The organism is Variovorax sp. RO1 (genome assembly GCF_002849325.1).
In the GTDB taxonomy this organism is placed as follows: domain Bacteria; phylum Pseudomonadota; class Gammaproteobacteria; order Burkholderiales; family Burkholderiaceae_C; genus Variovorax.
On sequence record NZ_PKMT01000001.1, the window covers coordinates 408,980 to 434,412 of the forward strand.

The 25,433-nt window shown below is 65.3% G+C and carries 22 protein-coding genes and 1 pseudogene; 6 read left to right on the top strand and 17 right to left on the bottom strand.

Annotation, left to right across the window (positions count from 1 at the left end; translation table 11 throughout):
* Window positions 1-47: 47 nt before the first annotated feature.
* The 3 genes from CY658_RS01845 to CY658_RS01855 are packed head-to-tail and all read right to left on the bottom strand — an operon-like array spanning window position 48 to window position 3,006.
* On the bottom strand, window positions 48-1,085 hold the full coding sequence (locus CY658_RS01845) for a DctP family TRAP transporter solute-binding subunit (RefSeq protein ID WP_099794979.1): 1,038 nt from the start codon (window positions 1,083-1,085) through the stop codon (window positions 48-50).
* Between the two features lie 41 nt (window positions 1,086-1,126).
* The gene (locus CY658_RS01850) at window positions 1,127-2,425 is read right to left on the bottom strand and encodes a TRAP transporter large permease (protein WP_101488605.1); all 1,299 of its coding nucleotides are present in this window, start codon (window positions 2,423-2,425) and stop codon (window positions 1,127-1,129) included.
* Entirely contained in the window at window positions 2,422-3,006 is a 585-nt protein-coding gene (locus CY658_RS01855; RefSeq protein WP_070060201.1) for a TRAP transporter small permease, read from the bottom strand. Before CY658_RS01855 ends, CY658_RS01850 begins: the two co-directional genes overlap by 4 nt.
* A gap of 334 nt (window positions 3,007-3,340) precedes the next feature.
* On the opposite strand from CY658_RS01855, the gene CY658_RS01860 reads away from it, so the two are divergent.
* Window positions 3,341-3,823: a GreA/GreB family elongation factor gene (locus CY658_RS01860; protein WP_099794983.1), complete on the top strand. Its 483-nt coding sequence runs from the start codon at window positions 3,341-3,343 to the stop codon at window positions 3,821-3,823.
* Window positions 3,824-3,902: 79 nt separating this feature from the next.
* On the opposite strand, the gene CY658_RS01865 is transcribed toward CY658_RS01860, so the two are convergent.
* Complete coding sequence (locus CY658_RS01865; protein ID WP_101488606.1) at window positions 3,903-5,369, bottom strand: aminotransferase-like domain-containing protein; 1,467 nt, start codon at window positions 5,367-5,369, stop codon at window positions 3,903-3,905.
* A 295-nt stretch (window positions 5,370-5,664) separates the two neighbouring features.
* Between CY658_RS01865 and CY658_RS01870 the strand changes: the two genes are divergently transcribed.
* Together CY658_RS01870 and CY658_RS01875 are read left to right on the top strand one after the other, a co-directional pair.
* The gene (locus CY658_RS01870) at window positions 5,665-5,988 is read left to right on the top strand and encodes a hypothetical protein (protein ID WP_143599117.1); all 324 of its coding nucleotides are present in this window, start codon (window positions 5,665-5,667) and stop codon (window positions 5,986-5,988) included.
* A gap of 595 nt (window positions 5,989-6,583) precedes the next feature.
* Complete coding sequence (locus CY658_RS01875) at window positions 6,584-7,147, top strand: hypothetical protein (RefSeq protein ID WP_101488608.1); 564 nt, start codon at window positions 6,584-6,586, stop codon at window positions 7,145-7,147.
* Between the two features lie 221 nt (window positions 7,148-7,368).
* Here the strand turns inward: CY658_RS01875 and CY658_RS01880 are convergent, their stop codons facing one another.
* Window positions 7,369-7,833: a DUF1993 domain-containing protein gene (locus tag CY658_RS01880; RefSeq protein ID WP_101488609.1), complete on the bottom strand. Its 465-nt coding sequence runs from the start codon at window positions 7,831-7,833 to the stop codon at window positions 7,369-7,371.
* Window positions 7,834-8,074: 241 nt separating this feature from the next.
* Here CY658_RS01880 and CY658_RS01885 point away from each other — a divergent pair, with 241 nt between their 5' ends.
* From CY658_RS01885 to CY658_RS01895, 3 genes and pseudogenes are all read left to right on the top strand, one after another.
* The gene (locus CY658_RS01885) at window positions 8,075-8,344 is read left to right on the top strand and encodes a hypothetical protein (protein WP_101488610.1); all 270 of its coding nucleotides are present in this window, start codon (window positions 8,075-8,077) and stop codon (window positions 8,342-8,344) included.
* A 155-nt stretch (window positions 8,345-8,499) separates the two neighbouring features.
* Window positions 8,500-8,712, top strand: a pseudogene (locus CY658_RS01890) (helix-turn-helix domain-containing protein); the annotation flags it as partial.
* Window positions 8,713-8,928: 216 nt separating this feature from the next.
* Window positions 8,929-10,056: a hypothetical protein gene (locus tag CY658_RS01895; RefSeq protein WP_143713526.1), complete on the top strand. Its 1,128-nt coding sequence runs from the start codon at window positions 8,929-8,931 to the stop codon at window positions 10,054-10,056.
* 723 nt (window positions 10,057-10,779) lie between these two features.
* Here CY658_RS01895 and CY658_RS01900 read toward each other — a convergent pair.
* The 12 genes from CY658_RS01900 to CY658_RS01955 all read right to left on the bottom strand — a co-directional run bounded on the left by CY658_RS01900 (window position 10,780) and on the right by CY658_RS01955 (window position 25,426).
* Window positions 10,780-11,751 (bottom strand): NAD(P)H-dependent flavin oxidoreductase, encoded by a 972-nt coding sequence (locus CY658_RS01900; RefSeq protein ID WP_101488612.1) that lies wholly within the window; start codon window positions 11,749-11,751, stop codon window positions 10,780-10,782.
* A gap of 15 nt (window positions 11,752-11,766) precedes the next feature.
* Window positions 11,767-12,699 (bottom strand): electron transfer flavoprotein subunit alpha/FixB family protein, encoded by a 933-nt coding sequence (locus tag CY658_RS01905; RefSeq protein WP_101488613.1) that lies wholly within the window; start codon window positions 12,697-12,699, stop codon window positions 11,767-11,769.
* 13 nt (window positions 12,700-12,712) lie between these two features.
* Complete coding sequence (locus CY658_RS01910) at window positions 12,713-13,462, bottom strand: electron transfer flavoprotein subunit beta/FixA family protein (protein ID WP_101488614.1); 750 nt, start codon at window positions 13,460-13,462, stop codon at window positions 12,713-12,715.
* Between the two features lie 37 nt (window positions 13,463-13,499).
* On the bottom strand, window positions 13,500-14,498 hold the full coding sequence (locus tag CY658_RS01915; RefSeq protein WP_101488615.1) for a Bug family tripartite tricarboxylate transporter substrate binding protein: 999 nt from the start codon (window positions 14,496-14,498) through the stop codon (window positions 13,500-13,502).
* A 53-nt stretch (window positions 14,499-14,551) separates the two neighbouring features.
* A complete protein-coding gene (locus CY658_RS01920; RefSeq protein ID WP_101488616.1) occupies window positions 14,552-16,504 on the bottom strand; it encodes an acyl-CoA synthetase in 1,953 nt (650 codons plus the stop codon).
* A 55-nt stretch (window positions 16,505-16,559) separates the two neighbouring features.
* Window positions 16,560-17,558: a Bug family tripartite tricarboxylate transporter substrate binding protein gene (locus CY658_RS01925; RefSeq protein WP_101488617.1), complete on the bottom strand. Its 999-nt coding sequence runs from the start codon at window positions 17,556-17,558 to the stop codon at window positions 16,560-16,562.
* A gap of 44 nt (window positions 17,559-17,602) precedes the next feature.
* Window positions 17,603-18,811 carry a CaiB/BaiF CoA transferase family protein gene (locus tag CY658_RS01930; RefSeq protein ID WP_101488618.1) on the bottom strand — a complete coding sequence of 403 codons (1,209 nt, stop codon included), beginning with the start codon at window positions 18,809-18,811 and terminating at the stop codon, window positions 17,603-17,605.
* Window positions 18,812-18,873: 62 nt separating this feature from the next.
* Window positions 18,874-19,689, bottom strand: a complete 816-nt coding sequence (locus CY658_RS01935) for an oxepin-CoA hydrolase, alternative type (protein ID WP_101488619.1) — start codon at window positions 19,687-19,689, stop codon at window positions 18,874-18,876.
* Window positions 19,686-20,828: an acyl-CoA dehydrogenase family protein gene (locus CY658_RS01940; RefSeq protein WP_101488620.1), complete on the bottom strand. Its 1,143-nt coding sequence runs from the start codon at window positions 20,826-20,828 to the stop codon at window positions 19,686-19,688. The genes CY658_RS01935 and CY658_RS01940 overlap by 4 nt, the downstream gene beginning before the upstream one ends.
* Before the next feature lie 12 nt (window positions 20,829-20,840).
* Window positions 20,841-22,049: an acyl-CoA dehydrogenase family protein gene (locus CY658_RS01945; RefSeq protein ID WP_101488621.1), complete on the bottom strand. Its 1,209-nt coding sequence runs from the start codon at window positions 22,047-22,049 to the stop codon at window positions 20,841-20,843.
* 18 nt (window positions 22,050-22,067) lie between these two features.
* Entirely contained in the window at window positions 22,068-23,258 is a 1,191-nt protein-coding gene (locus tag CY658_RS01950) for an acetyl-CoA C-acyltransferase (RefSeq protein ID WP_101488622.1), read from the bottom strand.
* 32 nt (window positions 23,259-23,290) lie between these two features.
* Window positions 23,291-25,426, bottom strand: coding sequence for a 3-hydroxyacyl-CoA dehydrogenase NAD-binding domain-containing protein (locus CY658_RS01955; protein WP_101488623.1), 2,136 nt, complete (start codon window positions 25,424-25,426; stop codon window positions 23,291-23,293).
* Window positions 25,427-25,433 lie beyond the last annotated feature (7 nt).

Sequence of the window (25,433 nt, forward strand, 5' to 3'; positions counted from 1 at the left end):
CCGTCACCCCGATGCACGGGGAAGAAAGGAACGCGAGGCTTGCTTGCTTACTTCGCGCGGGCCGCGATGGCCTTCTCGGCCTTCGCCACCAGGTCGGTGCCGACGGTCGACTTCCACTTGTCGTACACCGGGCGCGTGGCCTTCACGAAAGCGTCGCGCTCGGCCGGCGTGAGGTTGGTCACCGTCACGCCCATGGCTGCGATGTCTTTCAGCACGGGCTTGTCGGCTTCGACCAGGCCCTTGCGCGCGATGGCGATTTCCTGCTTGCCGGCGTCGAGCGCGGCCTGGCGCACGATGGCCTGGTCGGCCGGCGTCCACGAGGCCCAGATTTCCTTGTTCACGACGAACACCAGCGGGTCGGCCACGTAGCCCCAGGTGGTGACGAACTTCTGGCCCACCGTGTGCATCTTGAGCACGGTGAACAGGAACAGCGGGTTCTCCTGGCCGTCGACTGCGCCGCTGGCGAGCGCGGGCTGTGCGTCGGCCCAGCTCATCTGCGTGGGGTTGGCGCCCAGCGCGGTGAGCATGTCGGAGTAGATGGGCGAGCCGACCACGCGGATCTTCATGCCCTTGATGTCGGCCGGCGACTTGATCGCCCGCTTCGAGTTGGTGATTTCGCGGAAGCCGTTTTCGCCCCAGGCAAGCGGCACCACGCCGGCCTTGTCGAGGGTCTTGAACATGTCCTTGCCCACTTCGCCTTGCGTGAGCGCATCGATGGCCGCGTAGTCGGGCATCAGGAAGGGCATCGAGAACAGGTTGAGCTGCTTGACTTGCGGCGACCAGTTGATGGTCGAGCCCACGGCCATGTCGATCACGCCCTGGCGCAGCGCGCTGAACTCGCGCGTCTGGTCGCCTTGAATCAGCGACACGCCCGGGTACAGCTTGATGTTGATGCGGCCCTGGGTGCGCTCCTTCACGAGGTCGGCCCAGATCTTTCCGGCCTGGCCCCACGGCGTGGGCGGGCCCAGTACCAGCGACATCTTGTACTCAGGCTTGTAGGCGGCCTGCGCCATTGCGCCGGTCGAGAACAGGCCGAGCGTGGCGGCAACAGCGGCAAGGCCGAGCAGGGTGCGGCGGAATTTCATGGAAGGTCTCCTCTTTGTAGATGGTCGATGGAACGAAAAAATCAGTAGCCCAGCTTGCGGGGCAGCCAGAGCGCGAGTTCGGGGAAGGCGATCACCAGCACCATCACCACGAACATCGAGAACAGCATCCAGCCCACCCACTGCACGGTTTCTTCCATGCGCACCTTGGCGATGCGGCAAGAGACCATGAGGTTGACGGCCAGCGGCGGCGTGAACTGGCCCAGCGCCACCTTCAGCGTGAGGATCACGCCGAACCACACCGGGTCCCACTTGTAGTGCTGCACGATGGGCAGCAGCAGCGGCACGAAGATCAGGAAAATCGACACGCCGTCCAGGAACATGCCCACGGTGATGAGCAGCAGGATCAGCAGCGCCAGGATGCCGTACTCGCCCAAACCGGAGTTGACGATGGCCTGCGTCACCGGATCGATGATGCCCAGCGTCGAGAGCGAGTACGCGAAGATGCCCGCCAGCGACACCACCAGCAGGATCACCGCCGACAGCTCGCCCGACTCGCGCAAGATCACGAACAGGTCGCGCACCTTGATGGTCCGGTGGATGCACATGCCCACGAACAGGCCGTAGAACACCGCGACCACGGCCGCTTCGGTCGGCGTGAACCAGCCCGCGCGCATGCCGCCCAGAATCAGCACCGGCGCCGCCAGGCCCCAGATCGCGTCGCGAAAGCTCTTCCAGAACGGCGGGCGCGGCAGCGTCGATTCGAGCGCGCCCATCTTGTGCTTGCGCGCCAGCCACACGGCCGGAATCATCAGCGCCAGGCCGGCCATCACGCCGGGGATCATGCCGGCCGCGAACAGCGCCGGCACCGAGGCGCCCGGCACCAGCACCGAGTACACGATGAATGCGACCGAGGGCGGAATCAAAATGTCGGTGGCCGCCGCGGCGCCCACCACGCTGGCCGAGAAGGCCGGCGGGTAACCGGCACGGCTCATGGCCGCGATCATCACCGCGCCCACGGCGGCGGCGTTGGCCGGGCCCGAGCCCGAGATGCCGCCCAGGAACATCGCCACGGCAATCGCCACCAACGGCAGCATGCCGGGGCCGCGGCCCACGATGGCAATGGCAAAGTTGACCAGGCGCAGCGCCACGCCCGAGCGGTCGAAGATGGAGCCGACCAGCACGAACATCGGAATCGCCAGCAGCGGGTACTTGCCGAGGCCGGCGTAGAAGTTCTGCGGCACGGCCAGCAGGCCGAACCATTGGGCATCGGCGTTGGCCAGCGCGATGCAGGCGGCGCCCGCCAGGCCGAGCGCGGCGCCGATGGGCACGCCCACCAGCATCATCACGACGAAGGCGACGAAGAGCAGGGTGGCGATCACTTGGCGTCGCCCTTCTTGCTGTTGTTGTCGTCAGACTTGTAGTTCGTCTTGCGCCCGCGCCGGACCATGAGGCCGATGGCGCGCCCCGCGATCGCGAACGACACGATGGGCAACCAGATCGAATACCACCAGGCCGGCAAGCCGATGCCGGGCGTGGTTTCCTCGAAGCGGTAGTCGTCCCACACCATGCGGATGCTGAGCGCGCCGATCAGCGCGAACAAGATGGCGATCATCAGCGCGCCGAACTGGGCCAGGCGCTTGCGCCGCGCCATGGAGCCGCTTTCAGAGAAGTACTCGATGCGGATGTGCCGGTCGCGCGCCACAGCGGCCGAGCCGGCCACCAGCGCCAGCATGATCATGAGGAACACCGAAAACTCTTCCGTCCACGCGAAGGACGAGTCGGTGAAGTAGCGCACGATGACGTTGGCGAAGGTAATGAGCGCCAGCGCGCCCATGATGAGAACCGTGAGCCAGTCTTCGATGGCGAGGGGAACCTTGGTCGGTTCGTCGGCGGCTTCGATGTCGGGGGGAAGGGGGCTGGCGGCGTCCAGCGTGGGGCCGGACTCGGGAGGAGTTGTCATCGAAGGAAAGGGCAGCTGAGGCAGGCACCATGTCACCGGGCGGACGCCGGGACGCGATCCGTACACCTTGACAGGCGAGCAGCGCTCGATCCTAGGGGGTCAATGACCATTCATATATCGGGGGTTTCCTTAGCTGTGGCGGCGCGTTGACGGCCTCGGTTTGAGGTCCTTCGGGGCGCGTGCACAGGACACCGGGTACTCCCCTCGGTGCGCTCAATGTTCGCGTCAGACTGCGCGCTGTCTTTCAGTCACGACGTCTGACCGTCGCCTTCGGGCCCATGAGCCCTTCATAATCAAAATCTCCCCCGCTTGTTCGAGATACCGATCTTTCGTCATGGATAAATTCTTGCTGCAACAGCAGGTGCTGGAACGGCTCGCCGAAGACCTGCTGCAAGCCGAACAGGCAGTGCGGGCAGCCCATGAAACGGCGACTCACGAAGAGAACATCGCCGAAAACAAATACGACACATTGGGACTCGAAGCCGCCTACCTGGCCACCGGCCAAGCTCGGCGCGCCGAAGCCATACGCCAGGCGATGGCCAATTGGCGCCGATTCCGCCCGCGTCCCTACGACGCCATCAAAGGCATACAGCTCGGCTCGCTGGTCTGCCTGGTCGATTCCGACGACAAGCAGCAACAGCTCTTTCTCGGCCCGGATGGGGGCAGCATGACGTTGGTCAGCGGCACTCAGCTTGTTCAGGTCATCAGCAGCGAAGCCCCTTTGGGCAGGGCAATGCTGGGCAAATGCGAGGGTGATGAGGTGTCGATACAGGTCGCTCCCATCCGACAGCAGTTTGAGGTGCTGCGGGTTCTTTAAGCCGCGACTGGACAGAAGCGGCGCGCGTGACGTTGAGAGTCAGTCGAAGGCGGCGGACCTCGACCTGCGTTGACGCTAACTAGGGTCTCGACGAACGTTGCTCGAAGATTGGCTCCGATTTCCCAGTTGTAGATTTCAGCTGCGCGTTGGCGAGATCTCCAAGACTCCTGATAGCCCCTTCCAAGCGCGGGTCGCCGAGATACCCGTAGTTGATGCGCAGGTGCCGGGTGTATCGGCGGTCGGCTGAAAACAGATGGCCCGGCGCTACGCCTATGCCGAGCCGAAGAGCGTCCTGGTGCAGTGCGAGCGAGTCGACACCTTCTGGCAGCGCGAGCCACAGGAAATAGCCACCCTCGGGGCGCGTGACCCGCGTTCCAGTCGGAAAGTATCGATCGATAAATCGCAAGCATGCAGCCTGCTGGCGGCTGAGCGAATGCCGCAGGGCGCGCAGGTGACGATCGAAACTCTTGTGTTGCAGGTACTCCTGCAACGCCAGTTGCGAAGGGAGTGCCGTCGCCAGCGAGCTCATCAATTTGTTGCGACCCAAAGTGGCTGCAAAGCGACCGCCCGCTACCCAACCGATGCGATATCCGGGTGCCAGGGATTTCGAGAAAGAACTGCAGTGCAGCACCCAGCCATCCCGGTCCCAGGCCTTGGCTGGTGGCGGTCTCCGAGCCCCATGCGCGAGCTCGCCGTACACGTCGTCTTCGATCAGCGGTATGGCGCGAGTGGCGAGCATGCTGACCAGTTGCTCTTTGGCTGCGTCGCTCATGGTGCAGCCCATTGGATTCTGGAAGGTCGGCATGAACCAGCAGGCCTTCACCGGATGCTGGTCGATCACGCGAGCAAGAGAGTCGAGATCTACGCCTGTACGCGGGTGGGTCTCAACCTCGACCGCGCGAAGACCGCGCCGCTCCAGTGCCTGCAACGCACCATAAAAGGTTGGCGTTTCGATCGCCACGAGGTCGCCTGGCTGCGTCACCGATTCGAGCGCAAGATTGAGGGCTTCCATCGCCCCGCTGGTGATGACCAGTTCAGATGCAGGAACATCCATCCCGACGCTGCCGTAACGCAGGGAGATCTGATGGCGCAATTGGGCGTTTCCTGGAGACAAATCTTCGACGGTCTGCCAAGGATCCATCCGCTTGAGCGCTCGCGTCAGGCCGGCGGCAAGTTGCTCGAAGGGAAACAGCTCTGGCGACGGAAAGGCCGAGCCGAGCGGGACCATATCGCGCTCGCGAGCCTGTGCAAGGACCTGAAAGACAAGCGACGAGACGTCGACCGACATGGACCGCAGGACAGGCTCGCTGGCGGCGAGTTCGTTGGCCGGCATTTCCGCGCCCGCTCGAACGAAGTATCCCGACCGCTGCCGAGCTTCGACAAGCCCTTGCGCCTCCAGCAGGTAGTAAGCAGAGAACACGGTGGACGCACTGATGCCCATTTGCGACTTCAGTTCGCGCACGGAGGGAAGGCGATCGTTCGCCTTCAGGCTACCCGCGCGAATACGCTGAGCGATGTTGTCGGCAAGCTTCTCGTAGCGGTTCATGGGCATCTCTTTCTGATACGGTCGTTCTGGACCGCTCCCGAGATTGTCATATCAGACGTCGGCCTGCCCCGGCGCGACTACCGGCCTCCTTGCATCTGATACGAAAATTTTCAGCTGATCTGGTTCTGTACGTATCAGCCTGGAAGATGAACACTCGACAGCACGATGAGAGTGCTTCTGTGGTGCAGGCAGACTGCTCCGCCTTTCGACCCATGTCTTGCGTGCCTTTCGACGCGCCTTGCGGACGCCCATTTAGCTCACCGCAACCGTTTCGTTAGATTGATTGATTGATTGATTGAATTTCCGTTTCTTCATCGGTCTATTGAGCTACTCGCCGCACTCGGGCACTTCGCCGTCTGTCACCATTGATATCCCTTCAATCATGAATTCAATCCCTATCTCTTTTGTTATTTTCAAAGTTCTCGTGCTCAGCGTGGGCATGTATTTAGCCGTCAAGTGGCATTACGAACGGGGACAGAAGGACAAGAATCAAAAGACAGCTGCAGTGGTACTGACATCCATCAAGGTGGGCGGGGCGTTCGTCGCTTCTGCGTTCCTCGTGCTCTTCCTCACCTTTGAATTTTGCAATTGGATGGGTCTGGACCTGGCCATGCAGTGATTGGAAGTTTTCGGTCGATAGCCCGGATACGGTGCGACTGACGGCACGACCCTTTCAGAGACGGACATCGGCACGATGGCGCGGTATTTGGCTGGCATGCCGACGTGCGAGGCGAGCGCGCCGATGGCAAAGTTCTCGCCCAGAATTCATGTCAAGTGATCGCCCGGCTGCATCGTCTCTGCTCCTGCGCCAACCTGCGCCAACCTGCGTCAGTGCCAGGCATCAGGCCAGTTACCTTCTTGCCAGCAGCCTTGAGGCGGCGCCGGAACTCGATCTGGCAATCCTCGATTTTCATATTCGATGAGCCCGCCGAGTGGCTGCTTGTGGCCGGCAGTACCCATTCGCGCGAGGCCGAGGGATGTCGGCAACCGCTGCATCGCCGTCCTTCGTGTGCGCCCGCTTCAGTCTGTTGCGAGACCAGGCCTGCACGCCTGGCTATCTCGCGAATGCACAACCATTCATTTCATTTGCATCTTTTACTCAGAGCAAATCAGCCGGCGCATCATGCCTTGTGCATGTCGTATTGATGCACTTTGGGTCTCGGCTCGACCCACCCGGCCGCTCCGGTATCCAACTACTTCAATTGGAGACCCAAATGAAAAAATTCATTCCCAGCGCCATCGCCAGCCTCCTGATCGCAGGGGCAATCTTGCCGGCCGCCGCCAAGGAGAAAGTCGTCGACCGGAGCATCACGGAAGCGGAAGTCCTGGGGGCCCAGCAGGCCTGGTGCAAGGCGCTGGTCGACATCAGCGCTGCGAATTCCAGCGCAGGGCAGCCGGCCGCCAGGGCGCTGGCCGAGAAGGTCATCGACAGCGCCTACGCCTACCAGCTGGGCGCAGTGCTGTTCAAGCCGACGCTCACGACATCGCCGCAGACCTTCCGCACCGCTCGCGACGGCGCGCTGGCGTACTTCGTGGGCGGCAACCCTGCCTTTCCCAACGACACCGGCTTCGCCCTGAAGGGCTGGACCAAATGCGAGATTGCCAACAGTGCCGTGCTCATCCACGGCGACGTGGCCAGCACGCTGGGTAACGTGCTGTTCACCGACCCGGACGGCAAGGTCACCACGGTCGACAAGACCTGGACTTTCGTGAAGGACGGTGCCGGCAAGCTGCGCATCGTCGTGCATCACTCGTCGCTGCCGTACGCTGGCCGTTGAACACCGCGTTCGAGTGCAGGCAGGCCTAGGTGCGACGTCGGCAATCGCTGCGTTGCGGTCGTCGTTCGACGACCGCTTCGGACTGATGGCAGATGTTGGTTGCGCCGACGTTGAAGTCGGTTTTCGCTGCATAGCCGCCATCAGCAGACCAACGTCGAACGCGGAGGCTCTGGTTGCTATCGAGCGGCAGCCAGAGTGGCCGAACGCCTGTCTGTCTTGGGTCAGTAGGCACCCATGTAGTCGCGCTTACCGATCTCCATACCGTTGTGACGCAAGATGGCATAGGTGGTGGTCACGTGGAAGAAAAACTGCGGCAGGCCATAGTGCAGAAGATATGCGCTTGCGGTCAGCTTCTTTTCCTTGGGGGTGCCGGGGCGCAAGACGATCTCGCGGCTCTCGCTTGAATCAAACTGCTCAGACTTGAAGGAGCCGATATGGGCCAAAGCTTTGGCGATCAACGCTTGCAGGTCGGCGAAGCTGACCTCAGTGTCGGGCCAGGACGGCACCTCGGCACCCGCCAGGCGGGAGGCAATGCCCTTGGAGAAGTCTGCGGCGATCTGTACCTGACGCAGTAGCGGAAACATGTCAGGGAACAGCCGCGCCTGCAGCAGCGCATTGGGATCGATATTTTTCTGCGTCGCCTGGTCTTCGGCCTTCTTGAGCACGTCGGACAGGGCGCGCAGCATCTACTTCGCCGGGTTCTTCTCTAGAGTGAATGCCCCTGTCACTCGAGACCCCACCAAGGGAAGAAGAAAGGCGCCACACCCCCACCACCGAGATGTTTGAAGGCTGCTTGCCTCGCGGCAGGTCGTCGGTGCGAAAGCAGCGATGCAGATGCGAGGTATCAAAAGGCGACGGCCGAGGTGTTATCAGCACCCCGACCGTCTAACCAAGTTCGTGCAACACCTTGGAAGGAAACGCACAAAAATGGCTACCAAGACTATAGCCCGGCCTCGCACGCCGGTAGCTTCCGAAGACAACGCCCAAGACCCGGCGGATCTTCTCGAAAACACCCTCTCGCAACTCGAAGCGCTCCTGTGGGTCTGCCATGGGGAAGACATCGACTGGTGCAGCGGTGACGGGCCTCGACAACTGGACAACGTGCTCTGGCTTGCGGCTGAACTTGCTCGCAAGGCTGGGGAGCTGTTTCAGGTGAGCGAGAAGGCGCGACGTGGGGCGCTTGAGACTGGCGGTTAGCGGCTGGTCTGCGGGCTGCGTGTTTCGCGGCCCGCCCTGGTGAACGGGTTCTTTTGGATGCGACGGCTGAAGCCCTTGTGATGGAGGGAATTCGGTTCGGTTGAGGTGCTTGTGGTGCAGGCCTCGGTGGCAGCTCTGCGCTCCATGCTGATCGTCGGCAGGCGATGTCCATTCGCGAGATAGCCAGGCGTACAGGCCTGTCTCGCAACACCGTAAAGAAGTACCTGCGAGCCGGCGATGAAGAGCCGCGCTACGCCAAGCGGACGAGCTCAAGCAAGCTCGATCCCTATGCCGAGAAGCTCGCGACCTGGCTCGCGATCGAGGCAACCAAATCGCGCAAACAGCGGCGCAATCTGCGACAGATCCACACAAAGGAGAACACCAAGCACTTATCCACACTGTGAAGCCTTCAGGCTCACAAAACGGGTGGGTCAGTATTCAATGGAAATCTAGGGTCAGAGATCGGCGGAATCCAACAGCCCGCCGACAGCGCGCTCTGGGCGGCGTTCCGAGAGAAGGTTGTCGAAGAAGAACTTCGTTTCACACCGACACCTGAGGACGCGTTTGACATCGCGGTTCCGAACTTGGAAAGCCCCTACCGCGCGATGGCCAGGACTGCGGTTGAAGCGTGCGGAATCACCAACATCCGGGTCATCCGTCAGGCTTACCGTCTTGTGGTTCGGCTCCTCGGTGTGACTGGGGACATGCCTCTCGCGATACAGGCGAGAACTGTTCCCTCCATTGTGCTCATTTCTGCTCTTGCAAATAAAGCAATCAAGGACGGGCCGACTCTGGAGTATGTCGCTGGCTACGGCCGAGGCTCTACCGACTTTTTGAAGCTCTTCCTCGAGCAGAAAGGCGATGCGTCCAAGGAGAAAGCCGAGGACTCGACGCCAGCCGCATGGAAAGTTCTGCTGTCGAAACTAGGGATCAATTCTTCGGACGAATTTGAAGAGCTAGTTGTTGCCTTCGTCCGGGACGGAAGGCACGACGCAAAGGCGATTGAGGCCGTCATCCAAGGCTACCGACACAACGAGAAGTGCACCGAATCGAGAAGTCTCGCTCATGAATTCTTTGAACGATTCAATTGGGGCGTCACAGACTGCGACGACGATCTCGTAGCTGATGCAGTCAAGCTCATCGCAAGAGTCGCCGACCTCGACGCCTACACTGTCACCGCGCTCGGAAAACAGATGGCCGACCTACCTGGTGGTACCAAACTAGAAGATGATTTGATTGATGGTTGGTTGGCTCACTTCGCGACCATCGTTGACAAGTCCGAATTCGGTGAATCGCCGTTTCAGCAGCCGCTAAACCCAAAACTGAAGGCGGCAATCGACCATGCTCGCGATGCTCGAATTCACAGCGTTACCGTCGTCGATGCCATCAAGTACCTTCTCGAGAACGACAGTTGGGGCCATCGGGAAGAAGCGGCGATGAGAGCGTCCACGATCGACGATTTCGAGACTGCGATGCGGACGTTGAAAGGGCGTGATTTCAAGCTTTTCGTACTTAAAAGTTTGGACATCCTCGAGAAAAACCAAATGTACGAGAACCGCTTCGGCCAGGCTGGGATGAATTTCTTGGAAGCGTGTCGGCGCATCGTCAGAGTCGAGAAAGAGAACCGCTTCGGACGTTTGTTGCGGACATTGTTCGCCGAGAGCGAAGTTCCAATGCTTTTGGCCGAAGATGGAATTGAAGCCCAGTCCTAGGTGACGACAGCCATCGACCGCAATGCAGCGGCACCAAGCCACTATCCCCGGATTTGCTGAGGGCAGCCAACCTCCAACAATAAGCCGTTCGCTGTCTCGTCGAGGGCACCGGCCTGCGGCAACATCGCCTCGGTTACTCGACTCTACGAGCGTCAACTTCGGGGGGGGGCCAAAACCGTTTTGCCGATTTCGGGTATGGGCCCGATGCGGTCCTTCGATGCGAGAGGTCGACCGACGGCTTTGCAGCGATCGCGGTCTGTCGTGCGTCTGCAATTGACGTCCGCTTCTTGCTAGCGAACTGCCCTTCAACGCGGCTGCCCCGACTACCAGCGGGAAGAAAAGCTGGCCACAAAAGCCGGGGCGATTCAGTTCGCCCTGTGCTGTTAGCCTTGCATGGTCGGCAGGGCCTCTGCCACGCCAACTCCGGCCATCGTGCCCAAAATTTTAGAAGTGAACTCACCATGACCAGCCCGCTGTACAACGCCTCCGTTCCCGTCATGCAGCAGCCGGTTCATGCGGCACGAAGTCTCGGCGAGCGCCAACAAATGCAGCTTCCGCGATGCGCCGCGCGCGGACCTCGTGGGCCCGGTGCCGCGCAAGTCTGAGGCGGCTCTGAACGCTCACGTCGATGGGGTGCCTTGCGCAGCGAAATCAAGGAGGAGCCCGAAGGGCGGGGGACATTCGCGGAGCAAGGTTCCCCGTCGGCGGGAGCGCGGCAGAGCTTCAGTTCATCCAGCTGCGGGCGCGGTCCAGATGTTCACGGCACTCGCGCACCATGCGTTCCAGCAGCTCGGCACATGTCGGGATGTCATCGATCAGCCCGATGCACTGGCCGGCCGAGACCACGCCGTTGTGCACCTCGCCCGACTCCAGCGCCGCGCGGCCGCGTGCGCCGGCGACCAAGGGGCGGATGTCTTCGAACTCGCAGCCGCCCGGACGGCGTTCGGTGGCCACCACTTCTTCGGAGATCGCGTTGCGGAACACGCGCGCCGTGTTGTGCAGCGTGCGGAACATCAGCTTGGTGTCGCGCTCGGTCGCGGCCACCAGTGCCTGCTTGATGTTGTCGTGGATCGGCGCTTCTTTGGTGACGCAGAAGCGCGTGCCCATATTGATGCCTTCGGCACCGAGCGCCAGCGCGGCGGCCATGCCGCGGCCGTCGGCGATGCCGCCCGACGCGATGATCGGAATGCGCAGCCTGCGCGCCGCCACCGGCAGCAGCACGAGGCCGGGCACGTCGTCTTCGCCCGGGTGGCCCGCGCATTCGAAACCGTCCACCGACACCGCGTCGACGCCGTTGCGTTCGGCCGAGAGCGCGTGGCGCACCGAGGTGCACTTGTGGACGATCTTCACGTCGTGGCGCTTCAGGGCCTCGATGAAGTCCTTCGGGCTGTTGCCCGCGGTCTCCACGATCTTCACGCCGCTGTCGATGATGGCCTGGATGTACTCGGCGTACGGCGGCGGCTTCACCGCCGGCAGGATCGTGAGGTTCACGCCGAAGGGTTGGTCGGTCATCGTGCGCGTGCGCTCGATCTCGTGGCGCAGGTCGTCGGGCGTGGGCTGCGTGAGCGCGGTGAGGATGCCGAGGCCGCCGGCGTTCGACACGGCCGCGGCCAGCTCGGCACGGCCCACCCATTGCATGCCGCCCTGGATGATGGGGTAGCGGATGCCGAGCAGTTCGGTGATGCGGGTCTTCATCGTTGTCGCAGCCGCTTACAGCGCCTTCACGAGTTCCGGCACGGCCGTGAACAGGTCGGCCACGAGGCCGTAGTCGGCCACCGAGAAGATCGGCGCTTCTTCGTCCTTGTTGATCGCGACGATGACCTTCGAGTCCTTCATGCCGGCCAGGTGCTGGATGGCACCCGAGATGCCCGCGGCGATGTACAGCTGCGGCGCGACGATCTTGCCGGTCTGGCCCACTTGCCAGTCGTTCGGGGCGTAGCCTGCGTCGACGGCTGCGCGGCTGGCGCCGAGGCCTGCATTCAGCTTGTCGGCCAGCGGGGCCATCACTTCGGTGAACTTCTCGGCGCTGCCCAGGGCACGGCCACCGGAGACGATGATCTTGGCGGCGGTCAGTTCGGGGCGTTCGCTCTTCGTGACTTCACGGCCGACGAAGCTGCTCTTGCCGCTGTCTGCGACGCCTTCAGCGGTTTCGATCGTCGCGCTGCCACCCGTGGCGGCTGCGGCATCGAAGCCGGTCGTGCGCACGGTGATCACCTTGGTGGCGTCGGTGCTCTGCACGGTGGCGATCGCATTGCCGGCGTAGATCGGGCGCTCGAACGTGTCCGGGCTGTCGACCTTGGTGATGTCGGAGATCTGCGCCACATCGAGCTTGGCGGCCACGCGGGGAGCGACGTTCTTGCCGTTGGCGGTCGAGGGGAACAGGATGTGGCTGTAGTTCGCTGCGATCGCGAGCACTTGAGCAGCGACGTTCTCGGCGAGGTTTTCTGCCAGGCTGGCGCTGTCGGCAGCGATGACCTTGGACACGCCGGCGATCTGCGCGGCGGCCTTCGCAGCTTCTGCTGCGTTGGCACCGGCCACGAGGATGTGGACGTCGCCACCGCAAGCCAGGGCGGCAGTCACGGTGTTGAGGGTGGCCGGCTTGATGCTGGCGTGGTCGTGTTCGGCAATGACGAGTGCGGTCATGTTCGTTTCTTCCTCAGATCACTTTGGCTTCGTTCTTGAGCTTGTCTACCAGGGTGGCRACGTCAGGCACCTTGATGCCKGCACCGCGCTTCGGCGGCTCGCTGACCTTGAGGGTCTTSAGGCGGGGCTTCACGTCCACACCCAGGTCTTCGGGCTTGAAGAYGTCGAGCGTCTTCTTCTTGGCCTTCATGATGTTGGGCAGCGTCACGTAGCGCGGCTCGTTCAGGCGCAAGTCGGTCGTGATGACGGCAGGCAGCGTGAGCGTCAGCGTTTCCATGCCGCCGTCCACTTCGCGTGCGACAGTGACCTTGTCGGCTGCCAGATCGACCTTCGAGGCGAAGGTGGCTTGCGGCAGGTCGGCCAAAGCAGCCAGCATCTGGCCGGTCTGATTGGCGTCGTCGTCGATGGCCTGCTTGCCGAGGATGATCAGCTGGGGCTGTTCCTTGTCGACCAGTGCCTTGAGCAGCTTGGCAACCGCCAGGGGTTGCAGCTCTTCGGTGGTCTCGACCAGGATGCCGCGGTCGGCGCCGATGGCCATGGCGGTGCGCAGGGTTTCCTGGCACTTCGCGTCACCGCACGAGACAGCGATGACTTCGGTCACGATGCCCTTTTCCTTCAGCCGCACCGCTTCTTCGACAGCGATCTCGTCGAAGGGGTTCATGCTCATCTTGACGTTGGCAATGTCCACCCCGGTGCCGTCGCTCTTGACGCGCACCTTCACGTTGTAATCGACGACCCGTTTGACAGGCACCAGAACTTTCATGGCTGTTCCTCTTGAATGACAAAAAATGGGGAAGGGGTTACTCGAGCTTGGCGCCCGACTGCTTGATCAGGCGCTCCCACACGGGACGCTCCTGCTTCCAGGCTGCGGCAAAGAGTTCGGGGGAGCTGTCCTTGATCTCGAAGCCCATGGCCGCCACGCGCTCGCGCACGTCGGGCTGCTGCGTGGCCTTGCGCACTTCGTCGGCGATGCGGTCGACGATGGCCTTGGGCGTCTTGGCGGGCGCGGCAATGGCGAGCCAGCCGGTCACGCGGTAGGCCTCGTCCTTCAGGCCTTGCTCGGCCATCGTGGGCACGTTGGGCAGCGTGCTCATGCGGCGCTCGCCGGTCACGGCAATGGCCTTGAGCTTGCCCGCATCGATGTGTGGCTTGGCCGCGAGCGCGCTGGCGTAGGCCATCTGGATCTGGCCGCCGATGAGGTCTTGCACCATCGGCGCTTCGCCCTTGTAGGCGACGTGGTTCATGTCGGCCTGCTGCGTGAGGCTCATGTGCGCGCCGGCCAGGTGCGGGTAGGCGCCCACGCCGTACGAACCGTAGGCGACCTTGCCCTTGTGCGCGACGACGTACTTCTGCAGTTCGGGCCCGGTCTTCGCGGTCACGCTGGGGTGCACCACGAGCACCAGCGGCGCCATCGCGATCTGATAGACCAGCGTGAGGTCGCGCTGCGTGTCGTAGGGCAGCTTGTCGTACAAGAACTCGTTGGTCATGAGCGAGTTGCTCAGCGACAGAACGATCGTGTAGCCGTCGGGCGCGGCCTTGGCGACCATGTCGGTGCCGATGATGCCGGCCGCGCCGGGCTTGTTGTCCACCACGATGGGCTGGCCCATGCTGGCCGCCATCTTCTGGCCCAGCACGCGCGCCAGCACGTCGGTCGCACCGCCGGCCTGGAAGGGCACGACGAGGCGGATCGGCTTGTTCGGGTAGGGCGCCTGCGCATGCGCGGGGGCCAGCGCGAACAGCGCGGCGGTCGATGCTGCCGCGCACAGCAGGGCGCGGCGGGTCGAGGCTTGATGGGTCATGGTTTGTCTCCCGTTCGGTTTCAGAAAATCGTATTGAAGAAGCAGCAGGTCGGTCACTTCAGCGCGATGCGCGTCTTGAAGGGCAGCGGCTCCAGGGCCTTCTGAAGCCGTTCCTGCAGTGCAGCGGCTTGCGTGCCCGCCGCGGCGGCGTCGATCTGCACATGCACGAGGCTTTCACCTTCCGTGCTCACTGCAGGTTGAGCCGCATCGCTCAGGCCGAGTGCCGTGCAGACCTCGGCGACCGTGGCCGCCACCACCTGCCGCGCGGCCATGGCGCGCAGCTCGGGCTTGTAGATCTTGCCGACGTTGGTCATCGGCATGGTGGCGATCACCGACACCCACTTGGGGCGGGCGGGTGCTTCGTCCACACGCGCAGAAGTGAAGGCCAGCAGCTCGTCTTCGGTGGCCGAGGCACCGGGCACCAGCGTCGCGAAGATCACGGGCAGTTCGCCCGCGTAGGCATCGGGGGCGCCGACGGCGGCGCACAGCTGCACGGCCGGGTGCGCGCCCAGCGCGTCCTCGATGGTCTTGGGGTCGATGTTGTGGCCGCTGCGGATGATCAGGTCTTTGGAGCGGCCCGTGAGGTGCAGCCGCTCTTCGGCGTCCATCCAGCCCAGGTCGCCGGTGGCGAGCCAGCCGTCGGCCGTGAAGGCCTTGGCGTTGTCGGCCGGATCGACGAAACCCGAGAACACGTTGGGCGACTTGAACAGCACCATGCCGGTCTCACCTTGCGCCACTTCGCGGTCGCTGGCGCTGCCGTTCTCGTCGAGCGCCACGATGCGCACCTGCGCATATGGCAGCCGAAAACCGACGCAGCCCGCGGGCCCGTTCACGCCGGGCGGCGTGATGGTCGAGATGCCAGCCATCTCGGTCATGCCCAGGCTCTCGTGCACGTGCAGGCCGAACAGGCGCTCGAAGCGCGCGGCCAGCTCGGGCGCGAGCACGGCGGCGCCGGTGCGGCAGTAGGTGATGGACGAGATGTCGGCGCCGTCCAGCGGCACGTTGGCCAGCGCGGCGAGCACCGTGGGCACGGCCGACAGCGAGGTCGGGCGGTACTTCTCGACCAGCTTCCAGTAGTTGGCCAGCACCTCCTTGTTGCGCAGCAGCGAGGGCGTCGGAATGATCACCTCCACGCCCGCCGACAGCGACGAGAGCGAGGCCGGCAGCACGCCCGCCACATGGAACAGCGGGTAGCCGTTGATCGAGATGCCCTGCTCGTTCATGCCCGCGAGCTGCACGCTGGCCCAGGCGGTGAACACCTGCGCGCCGTGGCTGTGGCGCGCGAGCTTGGGCGCGCCCGTGGTGCCGCCGGTGTGGAAGTAGGCGGCGATGTCGGTGGGCGCGATGTCGCGGCCGCTCACGAGGCGGTCGCTTGGTTGCGCGGCGCGCAGCACGTCGAACTCGGCCACGCCTTCAGGGAGCGTGCCGGCCGCGCCGGGCGCTTCATCGTGCGGCGCCACGCGCAGCACGGTGGTGAGTGTGGGCACCTGGCCGCGCAGGCGCATGGCCTTCGACCACATGCCTGATTCCGCGTCCGAGCCGTAGGCGATCAGCACCTTGGCGCGGCCCGCGGTCATGAGCGCGACCAGCTTCTCGTCGGTGAGCAGCGGGTTCAGCGGCTGCACGATGCCGGCCGCCTCGCCGCCCCAGAGCGCGAGGTGGTACTCGAGGCAACCGGGCAGCAGCACCGCGACCGCATCGTCGGGCCCCACGCCCAGCGTGTGCAGCAGGTTCGCGGTCTGGTGGATGCCTGCGAGCAGCTGCGCATACGACCAGCGGATGGGTTCATCCGCCGGGTTGCCGCTGCGCAAGAAGGTCAGCGCGGTCTTGTCGCCGAAGGCTGCGCCGGAATTGCGGAAGAGCTCGTAGGTGCTGCGCACCGTGAGCGCTTCTTCGAGCGGCGTTGCTTCGAGCGCGCGGATGTCGTCGAGCCCGCGCACCGGAAACCGGGGGCGGAACGGTGTGCCGATGACGTTGTTGTTGTTCTTGTCGTTGCCTGTTGTCATGGTGTCTCCTTGAGGTCGTCTGGCCGGCTGCGGACGGGGTGCCCCGTCGTGTGTCTTACTGGTTCGTGATCTTGTTGTCGCGAATCACCTTGCCCCAGCGCTCGAAGTCCTGGCGCATGCGCGTGGCGGTCTGTTCCGGCGTGCCGTAGGCCGCGAAGGAGCCCACGCTCTGCAGCTTCTCGCCGACTTCCTTGTCGTCCAGCGCCTTCTTCAGCTCGGCGCTCATGCGGTCGACCACGGCCTGCGGCGTGCCGGCCGGGGCCAGCAGCCCGCCCCACGAGGTGGCGTCGAAACCGGGGAAGCCCTGCTCGGCCACGGTCTTCACGTCGGGCAGCAGGCTCACGCGCTTGCCGGAGCCCACGGCGATCGGGCGCAGCGTGCCGGCGCGGATGTGCGGGATCACGGCCACGAGGTCGGAGAACATCGCCGGCACCTGGCCGCCGATGAGGTCGGTCACGGCCGGGGCGCTGCCGCGGTAGGGCACGTGCTGCATCTCGAACTTGCCGATGTTCTTCAGCTGCTCGGTCGTCAGGTGGCCGAAGCTGCCGGCGCCGGCGGTCGTGTAGTTGAGCTTGCCGCCGTCGGCCTTGGCCTTGGCGATCAGGTCCTGCAGGCCGTTCACGCTAGGCAGCGCCTTCGGGTTCACCACCATCACGATCGGCAGGTCGTACACCGTGCCCACGGGCGTGAAGTTCTTGAAGATGTCGTAGGGCACGGTGCCGTACAGGTGCGAAGCCAGCAGCGTCGGCGTGGCCAGCATCACGAAGGTGTAGCCGTCGGGTGCGGCCTTGGCCGCAAAGGCCGCGCCGATGGTGCCCGAGGCGCCGCTGCGGTTGTCGACCAGGATGTTCTGCTTGAGCGACAGCGACATCTTCTGCGCCACGATGCGCGAAGCCACGTCGGTCGGGCCGCCGGGCGGGAAGGGCACGACCAGCGTGATGGGCTTGGTCGGCCAGGCCTGGGCGAAGGCGCTGCCGGCCAGGAGGGGAAGGGCCAGCGCGATCAGAGCGCGGCGAACAGGATTGCGGGGGGAGCTAAGGAACGGAAAGGCCATGGACTTCTCTTCAGGGATGCGGGCGTTGTCTTCGCTGTGTGCGATCAGACGACGCCATTCGTTTTCAGCGCTGCCAGCTTTTCATCCGACAGGCCGAGCAGGGACTTCAGCACGTCGTGCGTGCCTTCGCCCAAAGTGGGCGGCGCGCTGCGCACGGGCAGGCGCTCGCCATCGAAACGGTAGGGGGGCGCCAGCACGTCGACCTCGCCGGCCACCGGGTGCGGCTGCTTGGTGACCAGGCCGGCATCGGTCGCGCGCTTGGAGTTCAGCGCCTCCAGCAGGCCGAGCACCTCGCCGCAGGGAATGCCCGAGGCGTTGAGCTTTTCGAGCAGCGCGGCGCGTGGGCGCTTGGCCAGCTCGGCGTGCAACTCGGGCAGCAGCACGGCGCGGTTGGCCGAGCGCAGGATGTTGGTCTTGAAGCGCTCGTCGGCCGCGAGGTCGGGGCGCTCGATCACCTCGGTGCAGAAGCGCGAGAACTGCGCGTTGTTGCCCACGGTGATCACCAGCGGGCCGTCGGCCGCGTCGAACACGCCGTAGGGCACGATCGACGGGTGCGAGTTGCCGTAGCGCGGCGGGTCTTCGCCCATCAGCAGCGCTTCGAGGCCGTAGTAGGCGGTGATCATCAGGCCGCAGTCGAACAGCGCCATCTCGATGTGGCGGCCGGTGCCGGTCTTCTCGCGCTGGTAGAGCGCGGCCAGCACGGCCTGCGCCGAGTACATGCCGGTGAACAGGTCGACGGCGGCCACGCCGAACTTCAGCGGCGGCTGGTTGGCTTCGCCGTTCAGCGCCATCAGGCCGGCCTCGCCCTGCACCACGAGGTCGTAGCCGGGGCGCGCGGCCTCGGGGCCGGTGCGGTCGTAGCCCGAGATCGAGCAGTAGATGAGGCCCGGGTTCTCCTTGCGCAGCTGTTCGTAGCCCAGGCCCAGCTTGTCGATGCCGCCGAACTTGAAGTTCTGAATCACCACGTCGCACTGCTTGGCGAGGTCGCGCGCGATCTGCTGGCCTTCGGGCGTCTGCAGGTCGAGCGTGACGGAGCGCTTGTTGCGGTTCACGCTGTTGAAGTAGGCGGTTTCTGTCTTGCCGACGCGCAGGCCCCAGTCGCGCGTGTCGTCGCCGCGGCCCGGGTGCTCGACCTTGATCACCTCGGCACCCATGTCGGCCAGCACCATGCCGCACCAGGGGCCGGCGAGGATGCGGGACAGATCGAGGACGCGCACGCCGGCGAGCGGCAGCGAGGAATTCAGCGAGGGCATGGGAACAACTCCAGGAAAACGAAAGACCCCCGCATCTGCACGCGAGGGGAGAGCGCGTTGCGTCAGGACGCGTCGGGCTTGGGCGAGCGGCGCAACGCGACGAAGTCGGCCTTGCGCTTGCCGAGGAAGGCGCCGATGCCTTCGGCGGCTTCGGCGTCGGCCTGCGACGTCACCATGTAGACCGCTTCGGCCTCGAGTTGTTCCTCGAGCGTTGCGCGATGGGCCTGTCGGCACAGCGTCTTGATGCGTGCGCTCGCGCGCTGCGGGCCGTTAGCCACCTTGGACGCGAGTGCGATGGCTTCGGCCAGTGCGCCGCCCTTGTCGGTCAGGCGGTTCACGGCGCCCATCGCATGCAGGCGCTCGGCCGTGAGGCGGTCGCCGGTGAGGCACAGCTCGGTGAGCACCTGGCGCGAGACGAACTCCGCGAGGAAGGCCGTGGCGCCGCCGTCGGGCGTGAGGCCGACCTTGATGTACGCCACCGTGTAGAACGCATCGCGCGCCGACACCAGCATGTCGCAGGCCAGCGCCATCGACAGGCCGGCACCGGCCGCGCCGCCTTCGACAGCCGCGATCACGGGCTTGCCGCAGTCGCGGATCGCGCGGATCAGGTCGTGCAGGCCTTCGAGCTTCTCGCGGCGCTCGGCCTCGGGCAGTTCGCGGCGCTTGGCCAGCAGGTTCAGGTCGCCGCCCGAGCAGAAGAAGTCGCCCGCGCCGGTGAAGACGATGGCGCCCACTTCGGGGTCGTTCTGCGCATCGGTGAGCGCGGCGGAGAGTTCGGCGTACAGCGTCGGCGTGATTGCGTTGCGCGCGGCCGGGTTGCTGTTGGTCAGGATGCGGACGGCGCCTTCCTGCGAGATGAGGACGGTCTTGTCCGTCATGCTGCCAGCTCCTTGCCGAGCGCGATGTAGCGCTGCAGGTGGTGGTCTTCGTCGCCGAGCTGGTGGTCGATCATCACGAGGCGCTTGGCGTAGTGGGGCAGCGGCAGCTCCCACGTCATGCCGATGCCGCCGTGCATCTGGATGCTTTCTTCCGCCACCAGCGCGCCGATGCGGCCGATGCTGAACTTGGCGGCCGACAGCGCGCGCTCGCGCGCCACGCGGTCGCTGCCGTCGATGGCCGCTGCGGCGTTGATCACGGCCGAACGGGCCTGTTCGATCTCGAGCAGCAGGTCGGCCATGCGGTGCTGCAGGGCCTGGAAGCTGCCGATGAGGATGCCGAACTGCTTGCGCGTGCGCAGGTACTCGAGCGTGGCGGTCTTGGCGGCTTCCATCGCGCCCAGTGCTTCGGCGCACAGCGCGAGCACGCCGCGGCCGATGGCGCGTTCCAGCGTGGCAGCGCCCTGGCCTTGCGCGCCCAGCAGCGCGTCGGCGCCGAGCGCCACGCCGTCGAGCGTGAGTTCGGCCACGCGGCCCCCGTCGATCGCGGGGCAGCCGCGCACCGTGAGGCCCGCGGTCTTGGCGGGCACGAGGAACAGCGAGATGCCGGCTTCGTCGTCCACGTTGCCCGAGGTGCGGGCGGAGACGAGGAACAGGTCGGCCTGCTCGCCTTGCGGCACCACGGCCTTGGCGCCCTTGAGCACCCAGCCGTCGCCGCTGCGCTCGGCGGTCGTGGCCACGCGCGTGCGTTCGTAGTGCGTGTCGGCTTCGTCGTGCGCAAAGGCTGCCACGGTCACGCCGTTGACGATGTCGCCGATCTTCTCTTTCTGCGCGTCGCTGCCGGCGGCGCTGATCGCCTCGCCGACCATCACGGCGCCCAGCAGCGGCTCGACCACGAGGCCGCGGCCCAGTGCCTCGAAGACCACGGCGATGTCGAAGCCGCTGCCGCCGAAGCCGCCGTCGGCCTCGCTGAACAGCGCGCCGATCACGCCGAGCTCGGCGAAGTTCTGGAAGATCTCTTTGCTGAAACCGTGCTCAGACTTCGCGATGCGGTCACGCGCATCGAAGGCGTACTGCTCGGCGATGAAGCGGTTCAGGCTGTCGGCGAGCATGCGCCGGTCTTCGGTGTGTTCGAAGTTCATGGCGTCTTTCCTTTACAGGCCCAGGATCATCTTGGAGATGATGTTCTTCTGGATTTCGTTCGAGCCGCCGAAGATCGACAGCTTGCGGTTGTTGAAGTAGCGCGAAGCGGCAGCCTTGGCATAGGCCGGGCCGAAGGTCTCGCCGGTGAATCCGTCCTGCAGCGCTTCGGCGACGAAGGGGCGGCCGTACACGCCCATGGCGCGGCGCGCGAGCGACGAAATCTCTTGCCGGATCTCGGTGCCGCGAATCTTCAGCATCGAGCTTTCCGCACCGGGCACACCGCCGCCGGCCACGGCCGCGATCACGCGCAGGTTGGTCGTCTTCATGTTCTCCAGGTCGATCTCGACGCGTGCCAGGCGTGCCGCAAAAGCCGGGTCGTCCGCGAGCGGCTTGCCGTTCTTGGTTTGCGACGCGGCGATGCCCTTGAGCTGTTCGAGCGCGGCCACCGAGAAGCCCACGCCCGCGATGTTGGTGCGTTCGTAGGTCAGCAGGTACTTGGCGCAGGTCCAGCCCTTGTTCTCTTCGCCCACGAGGTTCTCGGCGGGCACGCGCACGTCGGAGAAGAACACCTCGTTGACTTCATGCTCGCCGTCGAGCGTGATGATCGGGCGCACTTCCACGCCGGGCGAGGTCATGTCGACCAGCAGGAAGCTGATGCCTTCCTGCTTCTTCGCCTCGCGGTTGGTGCGCACCAGGCAGAAGATCATGTTGGCGTGCTGGCCCAGCGTGGTCCAGGTCTTCTGGCCGTTCACGATGTAGTGGTCGCCCTGCGCGTCGATGCCGCGCACGGCCGTGGTCTTCACCGCGGCCAGGTCGGAGCCCGCGCCGGGTTCCGAGTAGCCCTGGCACCACCAGTCGGCGCCGCTCAGGATGCGCGGCAGCCAGTAGCGCTTCTGCGCTTCGTTGCCGTACTTGATGAGCACCGGGCCCAGCATGTTGACGCCGAAGGGCACGATGCGCGGCGCGAAGGCCAGGGCGCATTCGTGTTCGAAGATGAACTTCTCGACCGCCGTCCAGCCGGGGCCGCCGTACTGCTCGGGCCAGTGGTTGGCGAGCCAGCCGCGCGCATTCAGGATGGCGTGCCATTCCTGCATGTCGGCCTTTTCCAGGATCTCGCCGCCGCGCACCTTGTCGGACAGCCGCGCAGGCAGCTTGTCCGCCAGGAAGGTGCGCACTTCGCTGCGGAAGGCTTCTTCTTCGGTCGTGAAGTTCAGGTCCATCGCGGACTCCTCAATGAATCAGTAAATTTCGAACAGGCCCGCGGCGCCCATGCCGCCGGCGATGCACATCGTGACCACGGCGTACTTGGCGCCGCGGCGCTTGCCTTCGATGAGCACGTGGCCCGTGAGGCGCGCGCCGGTCATGCCGAAGGGGTGGCCGATGGAGATCGCGCCGCCGTTCACGTTCAGGCGTTCCGACGGAATGCCCAGCTTGTCCTGGCAGTAGATCGACTGCGAGGCGAAGGCTTCGTTGAGTTCCCACAGGTCGATGTCCTGCACCTTCAGGCCGTGGCGCGCGAGCAGCTTGGGCACGGCGAAGACCGGGCCGATGCCCATTTCGTCGGGCTCGCAGCCGGCCAGCGCCAGGCCGCGGAACGCGCCCAGCGGCTTCAGGTTGGCGCGCTCGGCGTCCTTGGCTTCCATCATCACGCAGGCCGAGGCACCGTCGGACAGCTGCGAGGCGTTGCCGGCGGTGATGAACTTGTCTTCGCCCATCACGGGCTTGAGCTTGGCCAGCGCTTCGTAGGTGGTGCCGCGGCGGTTGCAGTTGTCTTCCGTGGCAGTGACTTCGCGGTGCGTGACTTCCTTGGTGTCCTTGTCGGTCACGGCCATCGTGGTGGTGCAGGCCACGATCTCGTCCTTGTAGCGGCCGGCCAGTTGCGCTTCTTCGGTCTTGCGCTGGCTCTCGGCCGAGAAGCGGTCCTGCGCTTCGCGGCTGATGTTGTAGCGCTTGGCCACGATGTCGGCGGTGTCGATCATCGCCATGTAGAGCTCGGGCTTGTGCTCGACGATCCACGGGTCCAGGCTGAGGTCGCCACCGTCGCCGGGGCTGCGGCCGCGGATCTGCGAGATGCTTTCCACGCCGCCCGCGATCATGGCCGGCGCGCCGTCCACCACGATGCGGCCGGCGGCCATGGCGATGGCTTGCAGGCCCGAGGCGCAGAAGCGGTTCACGGTGGTGCCGGCGATGCTGATGGGCAGGCCCGAACGGATGATCGACTGGCGCGCGATGTTGCGGCCGGTGGTGCCTTCGGGGTAGCCGCAGCCGAGGATCGCGTCCTCGATCAGGGCCGGGTCCAGGCCCGAGCGCTCGACCGCGGCCTTCACCGCGAACGAGGCCAGCGTGGCGCCGGAGGTGATGTTGAATTCGCCGCGGTGCGCCTTGGTGAGCGGGGTGCGGGCGGTAGAAACGATGACGGCTTCACGCATGGGTTTGTCTCCTGGACGGTGGGCTCTAACGGTTACTCGGATTTGTTGAGGCTGGCGAAATCGGCGCCGCGCTCGACCAGCTCCACGAGCAGCGGCGACGGCTTCCAGAAAATCGGATCGGCCTTGGCGAACTCGCGGATGTCGGCCAGCACCTGGGGCAGGCCCACGGTGTCGGCGTACTTCATGGGGCCGCCGCGGTGGCGCGGGAAGCCGTAGCCATAGAGGAAGGTCACGTCCACGTCGAGCGGGCGCAGCGCGATGCGCTGGAGCACGACGTTGGCGCCTTCGTTGACCATGGCGGCCATGTAGCGGCGCATGATTTCTTCTTCGGTGAAGGTGCGCGGCGTGATGCCGGCGCGCTCGCGCTCGGCGTCGATGATGGCCAGCACCTCGGGGTCGGGCACGCCGGTGCGCGCGCCTTCGGGGTACAGGTAGTAGCCGCGCTGCGTCTTCTGGCCGAACCAGCCGCGCTCGCAGATGCGGTCGGCTACCTGCACGTAGCGCGCCTGCGGGTCGCGCGTGGCGGCCTTGCGCTTGCGCGTGGCCCAGCCGATGTCGCCGCCGGCCAGGTCGGACACCTGGAACGGGCCCATCGGGTAGCCGAAGTTGCGCACGGCCGCGTCGATCTCGTAGGGCGAGGCGCCGTCTTCCATCATGTGGTCGGCGGCCTGGCGGTACACGGCCAGGATGCGGTTGCCGATGAAGCCGTCGCACACGCCGGCGCGCACGGGCACCTTCTTGAGCTTCTTCGCGAGTTCGAAGCCGGTGGCGACCACGTCGGCGCTCACCTTGGCGGGCACCACGATCTCCAGCAGCTTCATGATGTTGGCGGGCGAGAAGAAGTGCAGGCCCACCACGTCCTGCGCACGCGTGATGCTGGCGGCGATCTCGTCGATGTCCAGGTACGAGGTGTTGGTGGCGAGCACGGCGCCCTTCTTGCACACGCGGTCGAGTTCGGCGAACACGGCCTTCTTGACGCCCATTTCCTCGAACACGGCCTCGACCACGATGTCGACGTTGGCGAACGCGTCGTAGCTCGTCGAGCCCGAGAAGCGCGCCATCACGGCGGCCTTGGCCTCGGGCGTCATGCGGCCCTTGGCGATGAGGCCGTCGTACACCTTCTCGACGTGCGCACGGCCGCGCGCCAGGCTGGGCTCGTCGCGCTCGACCATGGTCACGGGCAGGCCCGCGTCGAGCATCGCCACGGCAATGCCCGCACCCATGGTGCCGCCGCCGACGATGCCGGCCGAGGCCAGCGCGCGCGGGCTGGCCGAGCGGGTCTCGGGCGCCTTCAGCACTTCGCGCTCGGCGAAGAAAGCGTGGATCAGGCCGGCGCGCTGCGGGCTGTCGATGCACTGCAGGAAGAGCTGGCGTTCGAGCGCCATGCCTTCGTCGAAGGGCAGCGTGAGCGCGCCTTCGACGGCTTCGATGATCTTCATCGGCGAGAACAGGCCGCGGCTCTTCTTGGCGGTGTCGGCGCGTGCGGCGTCGAGGGCGGCACGGGCTGCGTCCTTGTCGGCCAGACCGGCGGCTTCGCGCGTGCGGCGCACCGGGGCGTTGGCGGCGACGAGTTCCTGTGCGTAGGCGAGGCCTTCGGTACGTGCATCGGCGTCGGTGCCGAGGCGGTCGACGAGGCCGAGCGTCAGCGCTTCCTTCGCGCCCGCATGGCGGCCGCTGAGCATCAGTTCGAGCGCGGGCTTCACGCCGATCAGGCGCGGTGCGCGCTGCGTGCCGCCCGAGCCGGGCAGCAGGCCCAGCGCCACTTCGGGCAGGCCCAGCTTGGCGGTGGGCGCGGCGAGGCGGTAGTGCGCCGACAGCGCAATCTCCAGCCCGCCGCCGAGCGCGGCGCCATGGATGGCGGCAACCACCGGCTTGGTGCAGTTCTCGATCTTCAGGCAGACCTCGGGCAGCGAGGGCTGCTGCGGCGTCTGGCCGAACTCGCGGATGTCCGCGCCGGCGATGAAGTTGCGGCCCGCACCGACGATCAGCACCGCCTTGGCGCCGCTGTCGGCCTCGGCCGCATCGATGGCGGCGGCCAGGCCGCGGCGCACATCCACGCCCAGGGCGTTGACGGGCGGGTTGTCGATGGTCACCACACACACGTCGCCTTGACGCTGGAAGGTGACGGGACCGTTGGACGTGGAAGGGCTGGGAGTGGGGGTGGCCATGTGCGTG